The sequence below is a fragment of the Bradyrhizobium sp. 41S5 genome (assembly GCF_011516665.3).
Taxonomy (GTDB): Bacteria; Pseudomonadota; Alphaproteobacteria; order Rhizobiales; family Xanthobacteraceae; genus Bradyrhizobium; species Bradyrhizobium quebecense.
In genome coordinates, this window is the sequence record NZ_CP083721.1 from 7796638 (window position 1) to 7814294 (window position 17657).

19 protein-coding genes are annotated in these 17657 nt (G+C 63.6%); 1 reads left to right on the forward strand and 18 read right to left on the reverse strand.

Features of this window, described 5'->3' with window-relative positions:
* Positions 1 to 10: 10 nt before the first annotated feature.
* Positions 11 to 994: a hypothetical protein gene (locus HAP47_RS37375; RefSeq protein WP_173643724.1), complete on the reverse strand. Its 984-nt coding sequence runs from the start codon at positions 992 to 994 to the stop codon at positions 11 to 13.
* 335 nt (positions 995 to 1329) lie between these two features.
* Here HAP47_RS37375 and HAP47_RS37380 point away from each other — a divergent pair, with 335 nt between their 5' ends.
* Positions 1330 to 1470 (forward strand): hypothetical protein, encoded by a 141-nt coding sequence (locus HAP47_RS37380; RefSeq protein WP_173643723.1) that lies wholly within the window; start codon positions 1330 to 1332, stop codon positions 1468 to 1470.
* 30 nt (positions 1471 to 1500) lie between these two features.
* Here HAP47_RS37380 and HAP47_RS37385 read toward each other — a convergent pair whose 3' ends face one another.
* The 17 genes from HAP47_RS37385 to urtA form a co-directional block, all read right to left on the reverse strand.
* A complete protein-coding gene (locus HAP47_RS37385) occupies positions 1501 to 2529 on the reverse strand; it encodes a cytochrome-c peroxidase (protein WP_173643722.1) in 1029 nt (342 codons plus the stop codon).
* Positions 2530 to 2715: 186 nt separating this feature from the next.
* Complete coding sequence (locus tag HAP47_RS37390) at positions 2716 to 4377, reverse strand: CHASE domain-containing protein (RefSeq protein ID WP_173643721.1); 1662 nt, start codon at positions 4375 to 4377, stop codon at positions 2716 to 2718.
* 380 nt (positions 4378 to 4757) lie between these two features.
* Complete coding sequence (gene ureG / locus HAP47_RS37395) at positions 4758 to 5417, reverse strand: urease accessory protein UreG (protein WP_173643720.1); 660 nt, start codon at positions 5415 to 5417, stop codon at positions 4758 to 4760.
* A 162-nt stretch (positions 5418 to 5579) separates the two neighbouring features.
* A complete protein-coding gene (locus tag HAP47_RS37400; protein WP_173643948.1) occupies positions 5580 to 6317 on the reverse strand; it encodes an urease accessory protein UreF in 738 nt (245 codons plus the stop codon).
* Positions 6298 to 6915 (reverse strand): urease accessory protein UreE, encoded by a 618-nt coding sequence (gene ureE / locus HAP47_RS37405; RefSeq protein ID WP_173643719.1) that lies wholly within the window; start codon positions 6913 to 6915, stop codon positions 6298 to 6300. The genes HAP47_RS37400 and ureE overlap by 20 nt, the downstream gene beginning before the upstream one ends.
* Before the next feature lie 7 nt (positions 6916 to 6922).
* A complete protein-coding gene (locus tag HAP47_RS37410; protein ID WP_173643718.1) occupies positions 6923 to 7222 on the reverse strand; it encodes a putative quinol monooxygenase in 300 nt (99 codons plus the stop codon).
* 25 nt (positions 7223 to 7247) lie between these two features.
* Entirely contained in the window at positions 7248 to 7547 is a 300-nt protein-coding gene (locus tag HAP47_RS37415; RefSeq protein ID WP_173643717.1) for a putative quinol monooxygenase, read from the reverse strand.
* A gap of 112 nt (positions 7548 to 7659) precedes the next feature.
* The gene (gene ureC / locus HAP47_RS37420; protein WP_173643716.1) at positions 7660 to 9375 is read right to left on the reverse strand and encodes an urease subunit alpha; all 1716 of its coding nucleotides are present in this window, start codon (positions 9373 to 9375) and stop codon (positions 7660 to 7662) included.
* Positions 9372 to 9914: an HD domain-containing protein gene (locus HAP47_RS37425; RefSeq protein ID WP_231168649.1), complete on the reverse strand. Its 543-nt coding sequence runs from the start codon at positions 9912 to 9914 to the stop codon at positions 9372 to 9374. The genes ureC and HAP47_RS37425 overlap by 4 nt, the downstream gene beginning before the upstream one ends.
* A gap of 51 nt (positions 9915 to 9965) precedes the next feature.
* Positions 9966 to 10271, reverse strand: coding sequence for an urease subunit beta (locus tag HAP47_RS37430; RefSeq protein ID WP_028334688.1), 306 nt, complete (start codon positions 10269 to 10271; stop codon positions 9966 to 9968).
* A 9-nt stretch (positions 10272 to 10280) separates the two neighbouring features.
* Positions 10281 to 10583 (reverse strand): urease subunit gamma, encoded by a 303-nt coding sequence (locus tag HAP47_RS37435; protein WP_166302064.1) that lies wholly within the window; start codon positions 10581 to 10583, stop codon positions 10281 to 10283.
* Positions 10584 to 10610: 27 nt separating this feature from the next.
* Positions 10611 to 11447, reverse strand: a complete 837-nt coding sequence (locus tag HAP47_RS37440) for an urease accessory protein UreD (protein WP_173643715.1) — start codon at positions 11445 to 11447, stop codon at positions 10611 to 10613.
* A gap of 50 nt (positions 11448 to 11497) precedes the next feature.
* The gene (gene urtE / locus HAP47_RS37445) at positions 11498 to 12193 is read right to left on the reverse strand and encodes an urea ABC transporter ATP-binding subunit UrtE (protein WP_173643714.1); all 696 of its coding nucleotides are present in this window, start codon (positions 12191 to 12193) and stop codon (positions 11498 to 11500) included.
* A gap of 4 nt (positions 12194 to 12197) precedes the next feature.
* Positions 12198 to 12959, reverse strand: coding sequence for an urea ABC transporter ATP-binding protein UrtD (gene urtD, locus HAP47_RS37450; RefSeq protein ID WP_173643713.1), 762 nt, complete (start codon positions 12957 to 12959; stop codon positions 12198 to 12200).
* Positions 12960 to 12963: 4 nt separating this feature from the next.
* Complete coding sequence (gene urtC, locus HAP47_RS37455) at positions 12964 to 14133, reverse strand: urea ABC transporter permease subunit UrtC (protein ID WP_173643712.1); 1170 nt, start codon at positions 14131 to 14133, stop codon at positions 12964 to 12966.
* Positions 14130 to 15707, reverse strand: a complete 1578-nt coding sequence (gene urtB, locus HAP47_RS37460) for an urea ABC transporter permease subunit UrtB (protein WP_371821838.1) — start codon at positions 15705 to 15707, stop codon at positions 14130 to 14132. Before urtB ends, urtC begins: the two co-directional genes overlap by 4 nt.
* A 138-nt stretch (positions 15708 to 15845) precedes the next feature.
* Positions 15846 to 17174 (reverse strand): urea ABC transporter substrate-binding protein, encoded by a 1329-nt coding sequence (gene urtA / locus HAP47_RS37465; protein WP_173643710.1) that lies wholly within the window; start codon positions 17172 to 17174, stop codon positions 15846 to 15848.
* Positions 17175 to 17657 lie beyond the last annotated feature (483 nt).

Below are 17657 nucleotides of genomic sequence, written 5' to 3' on the forward strand. Positions count from 1 at the left end.
GATTAACGACCTACAGGACCGAGGTCTTGAAGATCGCGGCGTGGCCGAAATAGTAGACGAACAGCGTCAGCGACAGCGCAGCACAGAGCGCAACCGGGGCAAGCCACGGCGCGCGACGATCGCGCGGCAACACCTTGTTGTCGGCGAGAATCGCAAACAGCACGGCGATGATCGCCGAGTGTCCTATGGTGTCGATCTTGCCGAACTCGAAGCACGCGCTGATGAACATCCCCGTCAGCACGGCTGCGGCGCAGCGCCGGACCAGCGGCGTCCAGATCAGGGCGAAGGCGAGCGCGAATTCCACCATGCCCGCGGCGCGCATGTAGAACTCATTGTCGAAGCCGAGGGTCATAGGGGCATGCTCGATCAGGAGCGGGAAGCTCCATTCCGGATAGGCCCATTTTTCGACCGAGGCCCACATCAGCGTCACCGCCGCAGCGTACCGCATCACGTCGATCGGGCGGATTCCGAACAGGTCCTTGTTCAGCCCGATCAGCGCAAAATAGGCGGCAACGCCGAGAAAAATCGGGTAGTCGGCAAGATGAAAGACGCCGTAGTCGCGAACGCCGATGCCGAACAGGATCGCCATCCCCACGGCCGACAGCGGCAGCGTGCGCCGCGACAGCATGCCGGCGGCGATGGCGAGCTGCAATGCGCCCACGAGCGGTGACGACGTCTTCAACTCGGGCGTCAGCAGGATCCCGCCCACGGCCCAGATCGAGATGAAGAAGAACGCGCAGACCGCGCGCATCATCAGTTCGGTGTGCAGCCGAAGTCCCTCGGTGACGCGGTCCAGCACGCGAATGGTCGCATCGCCCAGCGATGTCGGCTCGATCAGGCAGCCCGCAAACAGCCAGAAGACGGCGACGCCGAGCAGCAGTTCAAAATCGAGGCAAAGGACATTCTCGAGTCCGCGCGGCTGACCGGCGACATCGTAAGCGCAAAACCATTTGACATGTGCCTCGGCACTGCGCGCGGCTGTGACGCAAAACAAAACCGCTGCAAGGCACGTGGCGAAAAAGGAGCGCACAGCCGACGCGGCATCTCGCTCTCGCCCACTAAACATTGAACCAACCGCCCACACACATACGCTTAAGGACTTGTTTAACTTATATCAAATTTTACGCTTTGCGCCTGCCTCGGACATCCGCTGGTTGCATTGTGGTTAATTGCGGCAGGCAGACCCAACCCGTCCTTTCAGCGCCTCTTTTCCGGCCGGTTCCATCGAATTTTAGCTAATTCCGGCACGGGGGCTCAATTCAACTGTCGTAGTGAAACCCGGACAAATCGGATCGGGAGGCCGGATAGATGTTCGGAGTGCTGAGCGTCGTGAGTATCGGGGTGGGGTCAGCCCTCGCCTACATGACAAAATCGTCTCCGTCGCGCACGGCGGCCCTCGAGACCTGCGCGGGTGCGTTCCTGGTCGTCGGGCTCGGCCTGCTTGGGGCTGCACTGCCGCACCTCGCCTGACGAGCCCCCGTTCCAGACCCTCTGCTGCGCTCAGCGCGGCAATTTGGGGATCCCCGCCACCGGCGGGGCCGTGGCGGTCAGGGTTTGCAGAAAGGCGATGAGGTCCTTCTTCTCGCCTGCCGTCAGCGACAACGGCTTGATGTCGGGCGACCGGCTCGGCCGCTCGATCCCGCCCTTGTTGTACAGCTCGATGACATCTTCCAGCGTTGCGACCGATCCGTCGTGCATGTAGGGCGCACGGCGCGCGACGTCGCGCAATGTGGGGGTCTTGAACGCATATTTCAGCTTCGCCGAGGTCGGAAAGTAACGTCCGCGCCCGATGTCGTGGCCTTTGGCGGTGCCGATATCCTGGAAGGACCCGTCGGAGAAGGATGGGCCGCTGTGGCAGGACGAACAACGTCCCTTGCCGTTGAAAAGCTCAAAGCCGCGCTGGGCCGTTGCGCTGATCGCGCTCTCGTCGCCCTTGATCCAGCGGTCGAACGGGGCTTCGCCCGCGACGATGGAGCGCTCGAAGGTCGCCAGCGACTGCTCGATCCTCGGCCGCGTGATCGCGCCGTCGCCGAACGCGTGGGTGAATGCACCGACATAGCCGGGGATCGCCGCGAGACGCGCGATCAATTCCGGCTCGGTCATGTTCAGGTTCATCGGGCTCAGAATCGGCCCGAACGCAACGGATTCGAGATCCTTGAACTTGCCGTCCCATCCCAGCGGCTCGAAGAAGGCCACATCGATCAGCGTCGGCGAGCGGATCGGCAAGCCTTTCGGATCCTCACCGATGGCGCGCGGCAGGCCGTCGGCCCACGACAGGCTCGGCTTGTGGCAGCTCGCGCAGGAATGCGTCTTGGACCGCGACAGCAGCGGATCGAAGAACAACATCTGCCCCAGCGCGGATTTCGCCTCCGAATAGGGATTGCTGCTCGGGAACGGAACGACGTCGGGCCGGCGATAGCCGGCACGGATTGTCGCAGGGTCGCGGGGCGCCGTCGCCGGGGACAAGGCAAGCGACAGCCCTACAGGCAAAACTGCCGCGAGCAAGGTCAGGCTGACCCAAAGCCTCATCGGGGTCCTCAGACGGTATCCTGCTCGGTATATGCCCAAGCATGTTCAACGAAGTTTTAACGCTCGGTTGCGGTCTATTACGGATGCCGGATTTCGACACAGATCATTTGAGCGTCGTCCGGCGCGCCTGATTTCGATCAATCCGCGCAATAACATAGCCGCTCAACCTGGGGCAGCTGCGGCGTTCTACTTCTTGGCCGGGCGGACCGGCGCGGAGAACTGCTCGGTGCGGTCGCGCTCGGTCATGTCAACCACAGTGTCCATCGGCGCGGTGAGCTCATAGACATAGGAGACGTCGGTGAAGTAGCGCTTCGCGGAGCCGCCCAGCGCCTCCGGCGCGACGCGGTCGAGCAGGATCAGGCCGAAATCGCTGTCGGCGCGCCGCGTCGCCTGGCTGGTGTTGAACTCTTCCCAGCGGAAATGGAAGACCGAGTCCGCATCCTCGCCGGCGACTTCCCAGTTCGCGACGATGTGCGGATGCTTGCCGACCAGCGACAGCCCTTCGTCGGAGTGCGAGGCAAGCTCGAAAAACAGCAGCGACAGCGATTGCGCGGCGCGGGCGCTGACCGTGATGTCGGGACCGTTCACCGCGATCCGGTCGGCATGCGGAATCGCGCGCGATTCGAACAGGCCCTTCAGCTTGACGCCCTGCCACTGGCTCTCGCTGAGCAGCGTGACGACATTCGACATCGCGTGGATACGCCCGATCAACAGTTCGCGCGCGACGTCGATGTCGGCACCGTGCCGCAGCGTGCGGGTCACGATCGACTGGATCACCGCGAGGATGTTCTTGACCCGGTGGTTGAGCTCGTCGATGACCGCAGTCAGCCGGCGCTCGAAGCCGATCCGGACCTCTATCTCGCGGCTGAGACGCAAATTATTGTAGGCGACATAGCCGAACAGGCCGCAGACGATGCCGGTCAACGCGAGGCCAATCGCCGCGACGATGGTCGCGGTCTGCTGCGCGCGCACCGTGGCGTTGCTCTTGGCGTAATAGTCGAGCGACCAGTCCCGACCGCCGAACGTCACCGTGCGGACCATCGACGGCAGCGGGCCGTCCTGGCGCACCGCGCGCGAGGTGACGATGCCCTGCTCGTTGGCGGTGAACTCGTCATTGGAATCGCGCGGGTCCTTCAACGCCACCGCGAACAGCGAGGAATCGTCGTTGGTCAGCATCAGCGACGACAGCTCGTAGGAAAAGGTGATGAAGCCGGCCGGCTCGGACCCACCCTCCTGGAACACCGGCGCGGCGAGCACGACCCCGACCGGGCCGTTCTGCCGCAGCAGCGGCACCGGGTCCGAGGCCACGGGCTTGGCGTTCGCCATCGCCTGCGCCAGCATCGGACCGACCACGGAGTGGCGGTCGAAGGCGCGGCCCGGGATGCTCAGGGTCTCCGGATTGCGCGGCTCGACGTCCATCAGCACGTTGATCGGCTTGTCGAGCGCCTTGATGTCGAGCGCCTGATCGTCGAAATCGCGGATCGAGGGATTGGTGAAACCCGCGGCCCTGAGCTCCGCCTCGGCCGCGGTCAGCTCGTTCGGCTTGAGCCGCGCGATCCAGGCGGCGACGACGAAATCGGTCTTGAAGGCGTAGATCGCCGAGCGCAGCGGCTGCAGCATATTGGCCTTCACCATCGACGGGGTCCGGAACAGTCCCGAGGCCACCCGCGCCAGCAGCTCGCGCTCGGTCAGGCGGTCCTGCACCAGGCTGGCATGGACGTCGATCGCCCGCGCTAGCGCGATACCGTCGATTGCGAGCTCCTGATCGTGCACCCGATAGGCGGCAAGACCGGAGAGCAGAACTCCGATCAGCGCAATCAATGCAACGATGAAGCCCAGTCGAACCACACGCTTACTCGGCAATCAGGGGGTGGCGAAAGGGGACGGTAGGCATCTGGCTTCTGCGGGGGCGGCGACAAATCAGGGTGCGATGAACGCCAGCCGCAAAGGAATATGGAATAGCGATCATCAGTACGCAACAGGAGCCGGTCGGCAACATTAACGACGACGCCATCCGGCGGTCTTTGGCGGCACCAAAGGTTGCTAATCGTCAAAGTTGGAAATTGTTCCGGCGATTGCGCAGCTTTTTTGCGGCGGGGAGCGCGCCTCCCGTTCACCGTCACCCCCGCGCAAAGGCTTCGCCCTTGTCGCTGGAGGAGCGGGGTACGCTCGCTCCGCTCGCACCTCAGGATGACGGGACTGGTCGCCGCTGCCACAATGATTAACGACTAGCCCGCCTTCGTACTCGCCTTGGCTGCCTTGCCCGGGCCGTGCGACCGAAGGCCGCCCTTGGTCTCGATGAAGCTGATGATGCGGTCGAGGCCGTCGCTCTTCTTCAGATTGGTCATCACGAAGGGCCGCTCGCCACGCATCCGCCTGGCGTCGGTGTCCATCTTCTCAAGCGACGCACCGACATGGGGTGCGAGGTCGATCTTGTTGATCACCAGAAGGTCGGACCGCGTGATGCCGGGGCCGCCCTTGGAAGGGATCTTGTCGCCGGCGGCGACGTCGATGACGTAGATCGTGAGATCCGCCAATTCCGGCGAGAAGGTCGCCGCCAGATTGTCGCCGCCGGATTCGATCAGGACCAGGTCGAGATCGGGGAATTTCGCCCGCATGTCCGCGACCGCAGCGAGGTTCATCGAGGCGTCCTCGCGGATCGCGGTGTGCGGGCAGCCGCCGGTCTCGACGCCCGCGATGCGGTCCGGTGTCAGCGAGCCGGAGCGTACCAGAAACTCGGCATCCCATTTGGTGTAGATGTCGTTGGTGATCGCCGCGATGTCGTAACGCTCGCGCATCGACTTGCAGAGCAGATCCATCAGCGCGGTCTTGCCGGAGCCGACCGGACCGCCGACGCCGACGCGCAACGGGCCATGAGAAGTGGGCATGTGAACAGTGCCTCCGCTATCGTCGTCCCGGCGAAGGCCGGGACCCATAACCACCGAATAGAGTCGTTGCGCGAAGCTGGGGCCGCAGACTTGCATAACCACGAAGGCCGGTGGTTATGGGTCCCCGCTTTCGCGGGGACGACGCGTGGATGGGGTGGCGCCTCATGACCGAAACAGCCTTGTATACTGCGCTTCATGGCGCAGGCTTGCGAGGTCGGCCCGAAAGGTCGCGCTGCCGAGATCGTCGAGCGAAGCTGCGTCGGCCCGCATTGCGGTCGCGGCAACGACCGGCTCGAGATCGGCCAGCACGCGCTGGCTGTCGGTCTGCCCGAGCGGGATCAACCGGCTGCCTGCTGAAATCCAGTTCGAGAGCACGGCATGCAGGAAGGCATGCAGCGATGGCGCCAGCCGGATGCCATGCGCAGTGCTGACGATACCGACCGCGACCGGGTACACGATCGGCCCGTCGCAAGCCGCAATCATCGCGCCGAGGCCGGACGAATTCCAGGCCGCGCGGGCGATCTCGATGAAGGCGCGCCCCTGCGTCGTGGTCTCGAGCTGCCGCTCGCGCGACGGCACGAAGGCAGCAGCAAGCTCGGCGATCTCCTTCAATCCGGCGTGGCCGGGCTCCGACGCCGCACGATGGCTCTGCGCAAGGAACACGGCGTCGCAAAAGCCGCTGCCGTCGGTGAGCATCGCCGCGAGCCAGCCGCGCAGCGACGCGGCATCGGTGATGTCGCCGGCCTCAACCGCCCATTCGATACCGCTGGAATAGGCGAACGCCCCGACTGGAAAGGACGGCGACAGCCACGTCATCAGCCGGTACAGCGCGGCCGCCTCGTCCTCCGCCATCCCGCCGCGCACCGCAGCGGGATCAGGCTCATTTGTGGTCGTGAGCATGGGAGTGGTCGTGGTGATGATGGGCATGGTCGCAATGCTCATCATGGTGATGGTCGTGGTCATGCCCATCGTGATGCCCATCACCATGGTGGTGACCATGATCGCGCGCGTCGCCATGGGCATGATCGTGCCCGGTATGACCATGTGCGTGCTCTTCGGCATGCGCATGCTCGGCATAGGCGCCGCCCTCGGGATCGAACGGCGCCTCGATCTCGATGACACGGGCCCCTAACCCCTTCACCATCGCCTCGATCACGTGATCCCTGCGAATGCGCAGGCCTTTCGGCATGATCTGCGTCGGAAGATGGCGGTTGCCAAGATGCCAGGCGACCCGGATCAGATGATGCGGATCGCTGCCGCGGATTTCCGCGAGCGGCTCCGGAGCTGCGACCACCTCGACGAGGCGGCCGTCCTCCAGCACCAGCGCGTCGCCGCCGCGCAGGGCGACGGCGTTTTCGAGATCGAGCAGGAATTCGAGCCCGCGCGTCCCTGACATTGCCATCCGCCGCCGGTGCCGGTCGTCGAAATCGAGCACGACGGTGTCGGCTGCGGCTTCTGTCCAGCGATGCTGTCCCAGGACTTTTGTTGCGCGGATCATCGAACCCTCAGAACTTCTCGACCTTGGCGTCACTGATAATCTCGATCACCGTCGGGCCGGTCTTCATCTGCGCGGAATATTCGCGCCACACCTTCATGTGCGGCGCCTTGCCGTGCGCGTTGAGGTCCTCGCGGCTCTCCCAGCGCTCGACCACCACATAGAGATTGGGATCGTTGACGCTGACATGGCCCTCGTAGGAGAGGCAGCCCTTCTCCTTGTGGGTCTCGGCGATGCAGGCCTTGTGTCCCCTAATGAAGTCGTCCTTGTTCTCCGGCTTCATCGGCGTGGTGGCGATGACATAGATCATGGTGTTTCTCCCGTTCTTGTTCTTGTTAGCGAACGTCGACCTTCTCGGGCGTGATCACCTCGATCTTCGGAGGCGCGGCCATGCACTTCACCGCAACGCGGCCGAACGTCTTCATGTGCTCGGCGGTGCGATGCGGCACCAGCGCCTCGGCGTTTTCCCACTGCTCGACGAACACCATCTTGCTGTCGTCGGTGACGCTCTCGTGCAAATCGTAGGCGATGTTGCCGGGCTCCTTGCGGGTTTCCTTGATGCAGGCCGTCGCCGCAGCGATGAATTCGGCGCGGGTCTCGGGCTTGATGGTCAGCGTAGCTACGACGTAAATCACGGAAATTCCTCCCGGTTTTCTCTTTTGGTTTCGAGTCTTGTTTTGACGCGTTTTCTTTCCGCGAACCGGAAATCCACTTCGCTCGAAAACGCTCTAGTTACCGGGAGTGGTTTTAGAACATAAAGTAGCGCTGTGCCATGGGCAGCACCTCGGCCGGCGCGCAGGTCAGGAGTTCGCCGTCTGCGCGTACCTCATAGGTCTCGGGATCGACCTCGATCTCGGGCGTCGCATCGTTATGGATCATGCTCTTCTTGGAGATCTTTCCGCGGGTGTTCTGCACCGCGTAGAGCTTCTTGCTGATCCCGAGCTTGCGGGCGAGGCCGCCGGTGACCGCAGCCTTCGAGGCGAACACCACCGAGGAGGCGGTCAGCGCCTTGCCGAAGGCGGCGAACATCGGCCGGTAGTGCACCGGCTGCGGTGTCGGGATCGAGGCGTTGGGATCGCCCATCGGCGCCGCCACGATCGAGCCGCCCTTGATGATGCAGTCCGGCTTGACGCCGAAGAATGCCGGCGACCACAGCACGAGATCGGCGAGCTTGCCCTTCTCCACTGAACCGATCAGCTTCGACACGCCATGCGCAATCGACGGGTTGATGGTGTATTTGGCGATGTAGCGCTTGACGCGGAAATTGTCGTTGTCGTTGCCCTTGTCCTGCGGCAGCGCTCCGCGCTGCTTCTTCATCTTGTCGGCGGTCTGCCAGGTGCGGATGATCACCTCGCCAAGCCGTCCCATCGCCTGCGAGTCCGACGACATCATCGAGAGCGCGCCGAGATCGTGCAGGATGTCCTCGGCCGCGATGGTCTCCTTGCGGATGCGGCTTTCGGCGAAGGCGAGATCCTCGGCGATCGATGGATCGAGGTGGTGGCACACCATCAGCATGTCGAGATGCTCGTCGATGGTGTTGCGGGTGAACGGCCGGGTCGGATTGGTCGAAGACGGCAGCACGTTCTTCAGGCCGGCAATCTTGATGATGTCGGGGGCGTGGCCGCCGCCGGCGCCTTCGGTGTGGAAGGCATGGATGGTACGGCCCTTGAACGCCTTCACGGTGTCCTCGACGAAGCCGGATTCGTTCAGCGTATCCGAATGCAGCATGACCTGGACGTCGTAATCGTCGGCCACCGAAAGGCAGGTGTCGATCGCAGACGGCGTGGTGCCCCAATCCTCGTGCAGCTTCAGCGCGCAGGCGCCGCCCTTGATCATCTCGACCAGCGCCGCCGGGCGCGAGGCGTTACCCTTGCCGGAAATACCGAGGTTCACCGGGAAGGCGTCGAACGACTGAATCATCCGCCCCATGTGCCACGGACCGGGCGTGCAGGTGGTCGCAAAGGTGCCGTGCGACGGACCGGTGCCGCCCCCTAACATCGAGGTGACGCCACTCATCAGCGCGTGCTCGATCTGCTGCGGGCAGATGAAGTGGATATGGCTGTCGAATCCGCCCGCAGTGAGGATCTTGCCCTCGCCCGCGATCACGTCGGTGCCGGGCCCGATGATGATGGTGACGTTGGGCTGGATGTCGGGATTGCCGGCCTTGCCGATGGCGGCAATCATGCCCTCCTTGATCGCGACGTCGGCCTTCACGATGCCCCAGTGATCGACGATCAGCGCGTTGGTAATGACGGTATCGGCCGCGCCTTGCGCGTTCGTCACCTGCGACTGCCCCATGCCGTCGCGGATCACCTTGCCGCCGCCGAACTTCACCTCCTCGCCATAGGTGGTGAGATCCTTCTCGACCTCGATGATCAAATCGGTGTCGGCAAGTCGCACCTTGTCGCCGGTGGTCGGCCCGAACATGTCGGCGTAGACGGAACGTTTGATCTTCGTGCTCACAGCGTGCTCCTTGCAAGCTTAACGGTGTCGTCGAACATGCGGTCGAGCTCGGCATTGACGCCCCGACAGCCCAGAACGACTTTCTCGGCCCAATCGACGTAATCGGTGAGATCCGCGCGTTCTTCCGCGCTAGGATCGGAATGGATGCGAGCGCGAATGTTGCTGATCTTATCGGCGATCTTGATCAGCTTTGCGCTGGGCGACTTGCCAGGTGCTTCCATGACTTGCAGTTGACGACGCGTACTCTTGGGCAACCTCATATCATCGGTCACCTCTGCGACCAGACCGGCAACACGCGCATTGAATCGTTCCGCCAGTTCTCCCTGCGTGGTGGGCGTATCCTCAATCGTATCGTGAAGCCAACCAACTGCAATCAGCTCGGCGTCGCGTCCCCCGGTCACTGTCGCGATCAGATTTGCTACCTCGGCAAGGTGATTGATGTACGGCTCGTCGCCGCGTCCCTTACGTGACATGCCGGTATGACGACGCGCAGCAAATTCCGCCGCTTCGGAGACGAGACAGATCGGGGACATCCACATGTCACGGTCTCCTCTGGTAAATCGGGCTCCATTCGGCGAGCAATGCGTAAATCAAAGCTTCCCCTTCACCTCGGCGCGGAAGCCGTAGATCACGCGCTTGCCGGCGAGTGCCACCAGCTGGACGTCGCGGGTCTGGCCGGGTTCGAAGCGGACGGCGGTGCCGGCGGCGATGTCGAGGCGCATGCCGCGGGCCTTCTTGCGGTCGAATTTCAGCGCCGGGTTGGTTTCGAAGAAATGGTAGTGCGAGCCGACCTGGATCGGGCGGTCGCCGGTGTTGGCCACCGACAGCGTCACGGTCTTGCGGCCGGCATTAAGCTCGATCTCGCCGTCCTTGATGAAGAGTTCGCCGGGAATCATGTCGCACTCCTATCGGATCGGCTCGTGCACGGTGACGAGCTTGGTGCCGTCGGGAAATGTCGCCTCGACCTGGATGTCGTGGATCATCTCCGGGATGCCGGCCATCACCTGGTCGCGGGTCAGGACCTTGGCGCCGGCCTGCATCAAATCGGCGACGGTGCGGCCGTCACGCGCGCCCTCGACAATGAAATCGGTGATCAGCGCGATCGCCTCGGGGTGGTTCAGCTTGACGCCGCGCTCAAGCCTGCGGCGCGCCACCATGGCGGCCATCGATACCAGGAGCTTGTCCTTTTCGCGGGGAGACAAATTCATGCGAGCACTCTGATGATCTTGAAGGGTCTAGTTGAGCCACAGCCGCGGCAGCGGGACTAAGGAGGCGCGGCCGAGCACCGCCATCATGTCGGCACGCAAGCGGGCCGCATCTTGGGCACAGAAGCGCGCCATTGCAAAGCCATTCCAGGCCGAGATGCCGACTTCGCCGCCGAAGCTTTCGGACGCCTCGCGGATGCGCTCGACCAGCGCCTCGTCGCCCGGCAGGATCAACGCGGTGCCGATCGCGCAGCCGCCCCCCGCGATCGCGGGCCTTGCCAGTTTCTCACCGATCTCGCCGTCGAGCCTGATGGTCTCGGCAAACACCAGCCGGCCGCCGCGGCGCATCCGCCAGCGGTCGACGAACTCGCCATGGCGCATGGTCTCGCCCATCGCGGCGCGGCCGAACACCACGATCTCGCACAGCAAGAGCGAAGCGCCTTCAGCCAGGTCGATGTCGAAGCGGCGATGAATACGGGCGCGGTCGAACAGGATGGTCTCCTGCGGCAGCCAGGAGAGATGCGCGCCATCAGCGACCTTCAGCGCGATGTCGAGCCGCGCCGCGGCGCCCGGAGCACGATAGACCTTTTCGGCGGCCGCCGTGGTCAGCGTCAGGCGGGCGCCCTCACCGGCCGCGATTGCGATGTCGAAGCGGTCGCCGCCGGCAATGCCGCCGGCGGTGTTGACGAACATGGCCGACAGGCCATCGTCCTCCGGTGACGGAAAACGGACGCGCAGCGAGCCCGATTCATGGAGATCACCGCGGCGGGTCGCGCCATCCTTGCGATGCACGCCGAACCTGACAGCGCCCTGGGCGCGGTTTGCCGCAAACGTCGCCGCTGCCGCGCCTGCGATCCCGGTCCGCATTCCCCCGACGCTCCCTTGCGCGCGCCGCGAAAGGCGGCGTCACATCAACTTCACAGCGCCATCTGGCGGCTGATCTCGGCGGGATCGAGGCTTGCACGATCGCAGGCATATTTCACCGCGCCCCGGTCCATCACGGCAAAACTGTCGCCGAGTTCGCAGGCAAAGTCGAGATATTGTTCGACCAGCACGATTGCGATGTTGCCGAGATTACGCAGATAGGAAATGGCGCGGCCGATATCCTTGATGATCGAGGGCTGGATGCCTTCGGTGGGCTCGTCGAGCAGCAGGAGCTTTGGCCGCATCACCAGCGCGCGGCCGATCGCAAGCTGCTGCTGCTGGCCGCCGGAAAGGTCGCCGCCGCGGCGGCCCAGCATGGTCTGCAGCACCGGAAACAGCGAGAACACGTCGTCGGGGATGTTGCGGTCCTCGCGCTTCAAGGGACCGAAGCCGGTCTTGAGGTTTTCCTCGACCGTCAGCAACGGGAAGATCTCGCGGCCCTGCGGCACGAAGCCGATGCCGCGCCGTGCCCGCTCGTAGGGTTTTAGCGCGGTGATGTCCTTGCCGTCGAAATCGATCGCGCCGGAGGCGATCGGATACTGGCCGACCATGGCGCGCAGCAGCGAGGTCTTGCCGACGCCGTTGCGGCCGAGCACGCAGGTGACCTTGCCCGGCTCGGCGGTCAGCGACACGCCGCGCAAGGCCTGCGCCGCGCCGTAATAGAGATTGATGTTGTCGACCTTCAGCATCGCCCTAGCGCCCCAGATACACTTCGACCACCCGCTCGTTCGACGACACCTGGTCGATCGAACCTTCGGCGAGCACCGCGCCTTCGTGCAGGCAGGTCACCTTGACGCCGAGCTCGCGCACGAAGGTCATGTCGTGCTCGACCACCATGATGGTGTGGTTCTTGTTGATCTCTTTGAGCAGTTCCGCGGTCAGATGGGTCTCGACATCGGTCATGCCGGCGACCGGCTCGTCGACCAGCAGCACCTTGGGGTCCTGTGCCAGCAGCATGCCGATCTCGAGCCACTGCTTCTGGCCGTGCGACAGGCTGCCGGCGAGGCGGTTGCGCGCATCGGTCAGGCGGATGGTCTCCAGCACCTTGTCGATGCGCTCGGACTCGGCCTTGCTGCCGCGCCAGAACAGCGTGCCGCGCACGGAATGATCGACCTTGAGCGCGAGCAGCAGGTTGTCCTGCACGGTCTGGCTCTCGAACACCGTCGGCTTCTGGAACTTGCGGCCGATGCCAAGCTCGGCGATGCGGGTCTCGTCGAGCCGGGTCAGGTCGACGGTGCCATCGAACAGCACCGCGCCCTCGTCCGGCTTGGTCTTGCCGGTGATGATGTCCATCATCGTGGTCTTGCCGGCGCCGTTCGGGCCGATGATGGCGCGCATCTCGCCGGGCGCGAGCGTCAGCGACAAATTATTGATGGCGTGGAAGCCGTCGAACGAGACGTGCACGCCGTCAAGATAGAGCATGGCCGAAGTGGCGCGGGTATCCATGACGTTCATCTGCCTACTCCGCCGGGTTCGGTGCGCTGACGCCGTCTTCGCGCGCGGCGCTTGCCCTGTCGACCGCAAGGGCCGCGCTGCGCCGCGTCTCCCACCAGCTGTTGAAGGTGCCGACGATGCCCTTGGGCAACAGCAGCGTGACCAGGATGAACAGCGCGCCCAGCATGAACAGCCAGTACGGCGCGAGTGGTCCCGAGGTGAAGAACGTCTTGGCGTAATTGACGACGACGGCGCCGAGCGCGGCGCCGATCAGCGTACCGCGACCGCCGACCGCGACCCAGATTACCGCCTCGATCGAATTGCCGGGCGCGAACTCGCTCGGATTGATGATGCCGACCTGCGGCACGTAAAGCGCTCCGGCGACGCCGGCCATGCAGGCCGACAGCGTGAACACGAACAGCTTGTAGGATTCGACGCGATAGCCGAGGAAACGGGTCCGGCTTTCGGCGTCGCGCACCGCGATCAGGACCTTGCCGAGCTTCGAGGTCACGATCGCGCGGCAGATCAGGAAGGCGATGATCAACGCCAGGCAACTCAACAGGAACAGCGCGGCACGGGTTCCTTCGGCCTGCACGTTGAAGCCGAGGATGTCCTTGAAGTCGGTCAGTCCGTTGTTGCCGCCGAAGCCGAAATCATTGCGGAAGAATGCCAGCAGCAGCGCGTAGGTCATTGCCTGCGTGATGATCGAGAGATAGACGCCGGTGACGCGGGAGCGGAACGCGAGCCAGCCGAAGCAGAACGCCAGCAGGCCGGGCACCAGGAGAACCATCAGCGCCGCGAACCAGAACATGTCGAAGCCATTCCAGTACCACGGCAGTTTCGGATAGTTCAGGAACACCATGAAGTCGGGCAGGATCGGGTTGCCGTAGACACCACGGCTGCCGATCTGGCGCATCAGGTACATCCCCATCGCGTAGCCGCCGAGCGCGAAGAACGCGCCGTGGCCGAGCGAGAGGATGCCGCAATAGCCCCAGATCAAATCGATCGAGAGCGCCAGGATGGCGTAGCAGACATATTTGCCCCACAGCGCCACCAGATAGGTCGGCACGTGGAGGGTGGAGCCCTGTGGCAGCAGCAAGTTGGACAGCGGAATCAGCACGCCGAGCGCGGCGACGACCAGGATGAAGGTGGTCGCCGCGCGATCGAGCGAGCGGGTCAGGATGTGCGGGGTCATGCTTCCACCGCTCGTCCCTTGAGCGCGAACAGGCCGCGCGGCCGCTTCTGGATGAACAGGATGATCAGCACCAGGATCGCGATCTTGCCGAGCACCGCACCTGCCACCGGCTCCAGGAACTTGTTGGCGATGCCGAGCGTGAAGGCGCCGACCAGCGTGCCCCAGAGATTGCCGACGCCGCCGAACACCACGACCATGAAGCTGTCGATGATGTAACTCTGGCCGAGATTGGGGCTGACATTGTCGATCTGCGACAGCGCCACGCCGGCGATCCCGGCGATGCCCGAGCCGAGGCCGAAGGTCAGCGCATCGACGCGCGAGGTGGCAATCCCCATCGAGGCGGCCATGCGGCGATTCTGCGTCACCGCGCGCATCTCGAGCCCGAGCGCGGTGTAGCGCAGCATCGCGAGCAGGATGGCGAACACCGCGAGTGTGAAGCAGAAGATCCAGAGCCGATTATACGTGATGGTGATCTGGCCGACCTCGAACGCGCCGCTCATCCAGGAGGGGTTGCCGACTTCCCGGTTGGTGGGGCCAAAAAGCGTGCGCACAGCCTGCTGCAGCACCAGCGACAAGCCCCAGGTCGCCAGCAGCGTTTCCAGCGGGCGGCCATAGAGGAAGCGAATGATGGTGCGCTCGATCAGCACGCCGATCCCGCCGGCGACCAGGAAGGCGAGCGGCACGGCGATCAGAAGCGAATAATCGAACAGGCCGGGATAGCTGGTGCGGATCACCTCCTGCACCGCGAAGGTGGTGTAGGCGCCGAGCATCACCATCTCACCATGGGCCATGTTGATGACGCCCATCACGCCGAAGGTGATGGCGAGGCCGATCGCGGCGAGCAGCAGCACCGAGCCGAGCGAGAGGCCGTACCAGGTGTTCTGCACCATCGACCACATTGCCAGCCTGCTCTGGATCGCCGCAATCGCGCTTGCCGCAGCATTGGCGACCAGCGGCGGCTGGCTTGTGCCGAGGTCGCTGAGCATCGCCATCGCTTCCTGGTCACCGCGCGCCTTGACCACGGCGATAGCATCGAGCTTGTCGCTGTCTGACGCGTCCGACTTGAACAGGATGATGGCGGCGCGCCCCTCGGCCAGGGCCTGCTTGATAGACTTGTCGGTCTCCTTGGCGAGCGCGCTGTCGACCGTCGGCAGCATGCTCTCCTCGTGGCTCTTGAACACCGATTGCGCGGCGGACAGCCGCTTCGCCGGGTCCGACGACATCAATGTCAGGCCGCCGACCGCGGCCTCCACGGTGCGGCGCAGGCGGTTGTTGAGGCGGACGTCGGCGACATTGTCCGGCAACTTGTCGACGGCAGCGCCGGTCGCAGCATCGACGAAAGTGCCGTCGGTCCGCGTGATAAAGACCTTCTTGGTGTCGGGATCGGCCTGCAGCCGGCCATCCTGAAGCGCGCTGATGATCGCGGACGCCAGCGGATTGCCCGACGATGCGATCTCGCCGATCGCCGCCTCGGTGTCCGAGAAATCGTCATTGGCGAATTTGGCGACCGAGTCCTCGAACGGCCCGGCCAGTGCCGGCAGGGCGAAGCAGGTCAGCAGCAGGATGGAGAGAATGAGTGCGCGAAAGCGATCACGGCAATGAACGAACACGGCAGTACCCCGGCAGGAGTGTGAGGAGAAGGCGGCGGTCGCCGCCTTCTCCAGTGTCTTGGAAGGTTGTGTTGTGTCGTTGATCAGATCAGGAGTCCCGGATCAGGAACCCGAACCGAGGCACTTGTTGGTCTTGGTGTTGTAGTTGCCGCACTTCTTGCCGACCCAATCGCCGACCAGGTCCTTGGAGTCGGGCAGTTCCTTCGACCATGCGTCGCCGGCGACTTCCGCCGGCGTCTTCCACACCACGTCGAACTGGCCATTGGCTTTGATTTCGCCAATGTAGACCGGCTTCGTGATGTGATGGTTCGGTAGCACCTTGGCAGTGCCGCCCGTGAGGTTCGGCGTCTCGATGCCGGGAAGCGCGTCGATCACCTTGTCCGGATCGGTCGACTTCACCTTTTCGACCGCCTTCACCCACAGATTGAAGCCGATATAGGTGGCTTCCATCGGGTCGTTCGTGGTGCGCTTCGGATTCTTGGTGTAGGCCTGCCACTCCTTGATGAACTTCTCGTTCGCAGCGGTCTTGATCGATTCGAAATAGTTCCAGGCGGCGAGATGGCCGACCAGCGGCTTGGCGTCGATGCCGGCGAGCTCTTCTTCACCGACCGAGAACGCGACAACCGGGATGTCGGTCGCCTTGATGCCCTGGTTGCCCAGCTCCTTGTAGAACGGAACGTTGGCGTCGCCGTTGATGGTGGAGACCACGGCGGTCTTCTTGCCGGCCGAGCCGAAGGTCTTGATTTTGGAGACCTCGGTCTGCCAGTCGGAGAAGCCGAACGGGGTGTAGTTGATCATGATGTCTGCGGGCGCAACGCCCTTCGACTTCAGATAGGCCTCGAGGATCTTGTTGGTGGTGCGCGGATAGACGTAGTCGGTGCCTTCGAGCACCCAGCGCTTCACCTTCTCGTCCTTCATCAGATAGTCGACGGCGGGGATCGCCTGCTGGTTCGGCGCCGCACCGGTGTAGAATACGTTGCGCTCGGACTCTTCGCCCTCATACTGCACCGGATAGAACAGGATGTTGTTCAGCTCCTTGAACACCGGGAGCACGGATTTGCGCGATACCGAGGTCCAGCAGCCGAACACGACCGCGACCTTGTCCTTTGTGATCAGCTCGCGCGCCTTTTCGGCAAACAGCGGCCAGTTCGAGGCCGGGTCCACCACGACGGCTTCGAGCTTCTTGCCCATCACGCCGCCCTTCTTGTTCTGCTCATCGATCATGAACAGGACGGTGTCCTTCAGCGTGCTTTCGCTGATCGCCATGGTGCCGGAAAGCGAATGGAGTACACCGACCTTGATGGTGTCGTCGGCCGCTTGCGCGGGCGCGAACGGCGAGGACGCAGCCAGACCCAAAACCAGGCCGGCCGTCGCCGCGAGCGCGCGGCGGCGGGTCATCGTCGTTACTTTGTGAGTAAGCTGAGTAAGCATGAAATGTCGTCTCCCTGACGCAGGCGTGAACGCTTGCGAAACGGCCGCTTGGCCGCCTGCGTTAAGGGAATCGCAAGAACTGTGCCACGGCGTACGGGCACCGTAAGGCGATGAACCAATTCGATAATTTTACGAGTTCCGGGCAAATACGGGTACCAGCTGCCCAATCATTGAGCCGCCAACTTGACTGCTGAAAGAGCAGCCAGATTATTTCTTGGGCAAAATTGACATTCTGGCTAAATTTCCGGCACCAGTTTGTGACAGTTTGCGCGATGGTTCAGCGAACCTTCGAGCATCGATCCAGTAATCTCACCTTGAAACCGCCCAGTTCCTGGTCCATATGCTGGGGAATGCCCGCGACATCGCGGTGCCTTCGCGAGCTGCGTGTTCAAGCCGCCCCAAGCGGCTTCTGGCTCGCCTTTCAGCTAACCCAGCTTGACGCCCCAGACACGCGGGTGTCCCCGAATGCTTTCATGCGATTCC

Coding starts and splice junctions, on each gene's coding strand:
- HAP47_RS37385 (WP_173643722.1), bottom strand. CDS start 2,529: ATGAGGCTTTGGGTCAGCCTGACCTTGCTCGCGGCAGTTTTGCCTGTA.
- ureG (WP_173643720.1), bottom strand. CDS start 5,417: ATGCCCACTTCTCATGGCCCGTTGCGCGTCGGCGTCGGCGGTCCGGTC.
- HAP47_RS37400 (WP_173643948.1), bottom strand. CDS start 6,317: ATGCTCACGACCACAAATGAGCCTGATCCCGCTGCGGTGCGCGGCGGG.
- ureE (WP_173643719.1), bottom strand. CDS start 6,915: ATGATCCGCGCAACAAAAGTCCTGGGACAGCATCGCTGGACAGAAGCC.
- HAP47_RS37410 (WP_173643718.1), bottom strand. CDS start 7,222: ATGATCTATGTCATCGCCACCACGCCGATGAAGCCGGAGAACAAGGAC.
- HAP47_RS37425 (WP_231168649.1), bottom strand. CDS start 9,914: ATGTGGATGTCCCCGATCTGTCTCGTCTCCGAAGCGGCGGAATTTGCT.
- HAP47_RS37430 (WP_028334688.1), bottom strand. CDS start 10,271: ATGATTCCCGGCGAACTCTTCATCAAGGACGGCGAGATCGAGCTTAAT.
- HAP47_RS37435 (WP_166302064.1), bottom strand. CDS start 10,583: ATGAATTTGTCTCCCCGCGAAAAGGACAAGCTCCTGGTATCGATGGCC.
- HAP47_RS37440 (WP_173643715.1), bottom strand. CDS start 11,447: ATGCGGACCGGGATCGCAGGCGCGGCAGCGGCGACGTTTGCGGCAAAC.
- urtE (WP_173643714.1), bottom strand. CDS start 12,193: ATGCTGAAGGTCGACAACATCAATCTCTATTACGGCGCGGCGCAGGCC.
- urtD (WP_173643713.1), bottom strand. CDS start 12,959: ATGAACGTCATGGATACCCGCGCCACTTCGGCCATGCTCTATCTTGAC.
- urtC (WP_173643712.1), bottom strand. CDS start 14,133: ATGACCCCGCACATCCTGACCCGCTCGCTCGATCGCGCGGCGACCACC.
- urtA (WP_173643710.1), bottom strand. CDS start 17,174: ATGCTTACTCAGCTTACTCACAAAGTAACGACGATGACCCGCCGCCGC.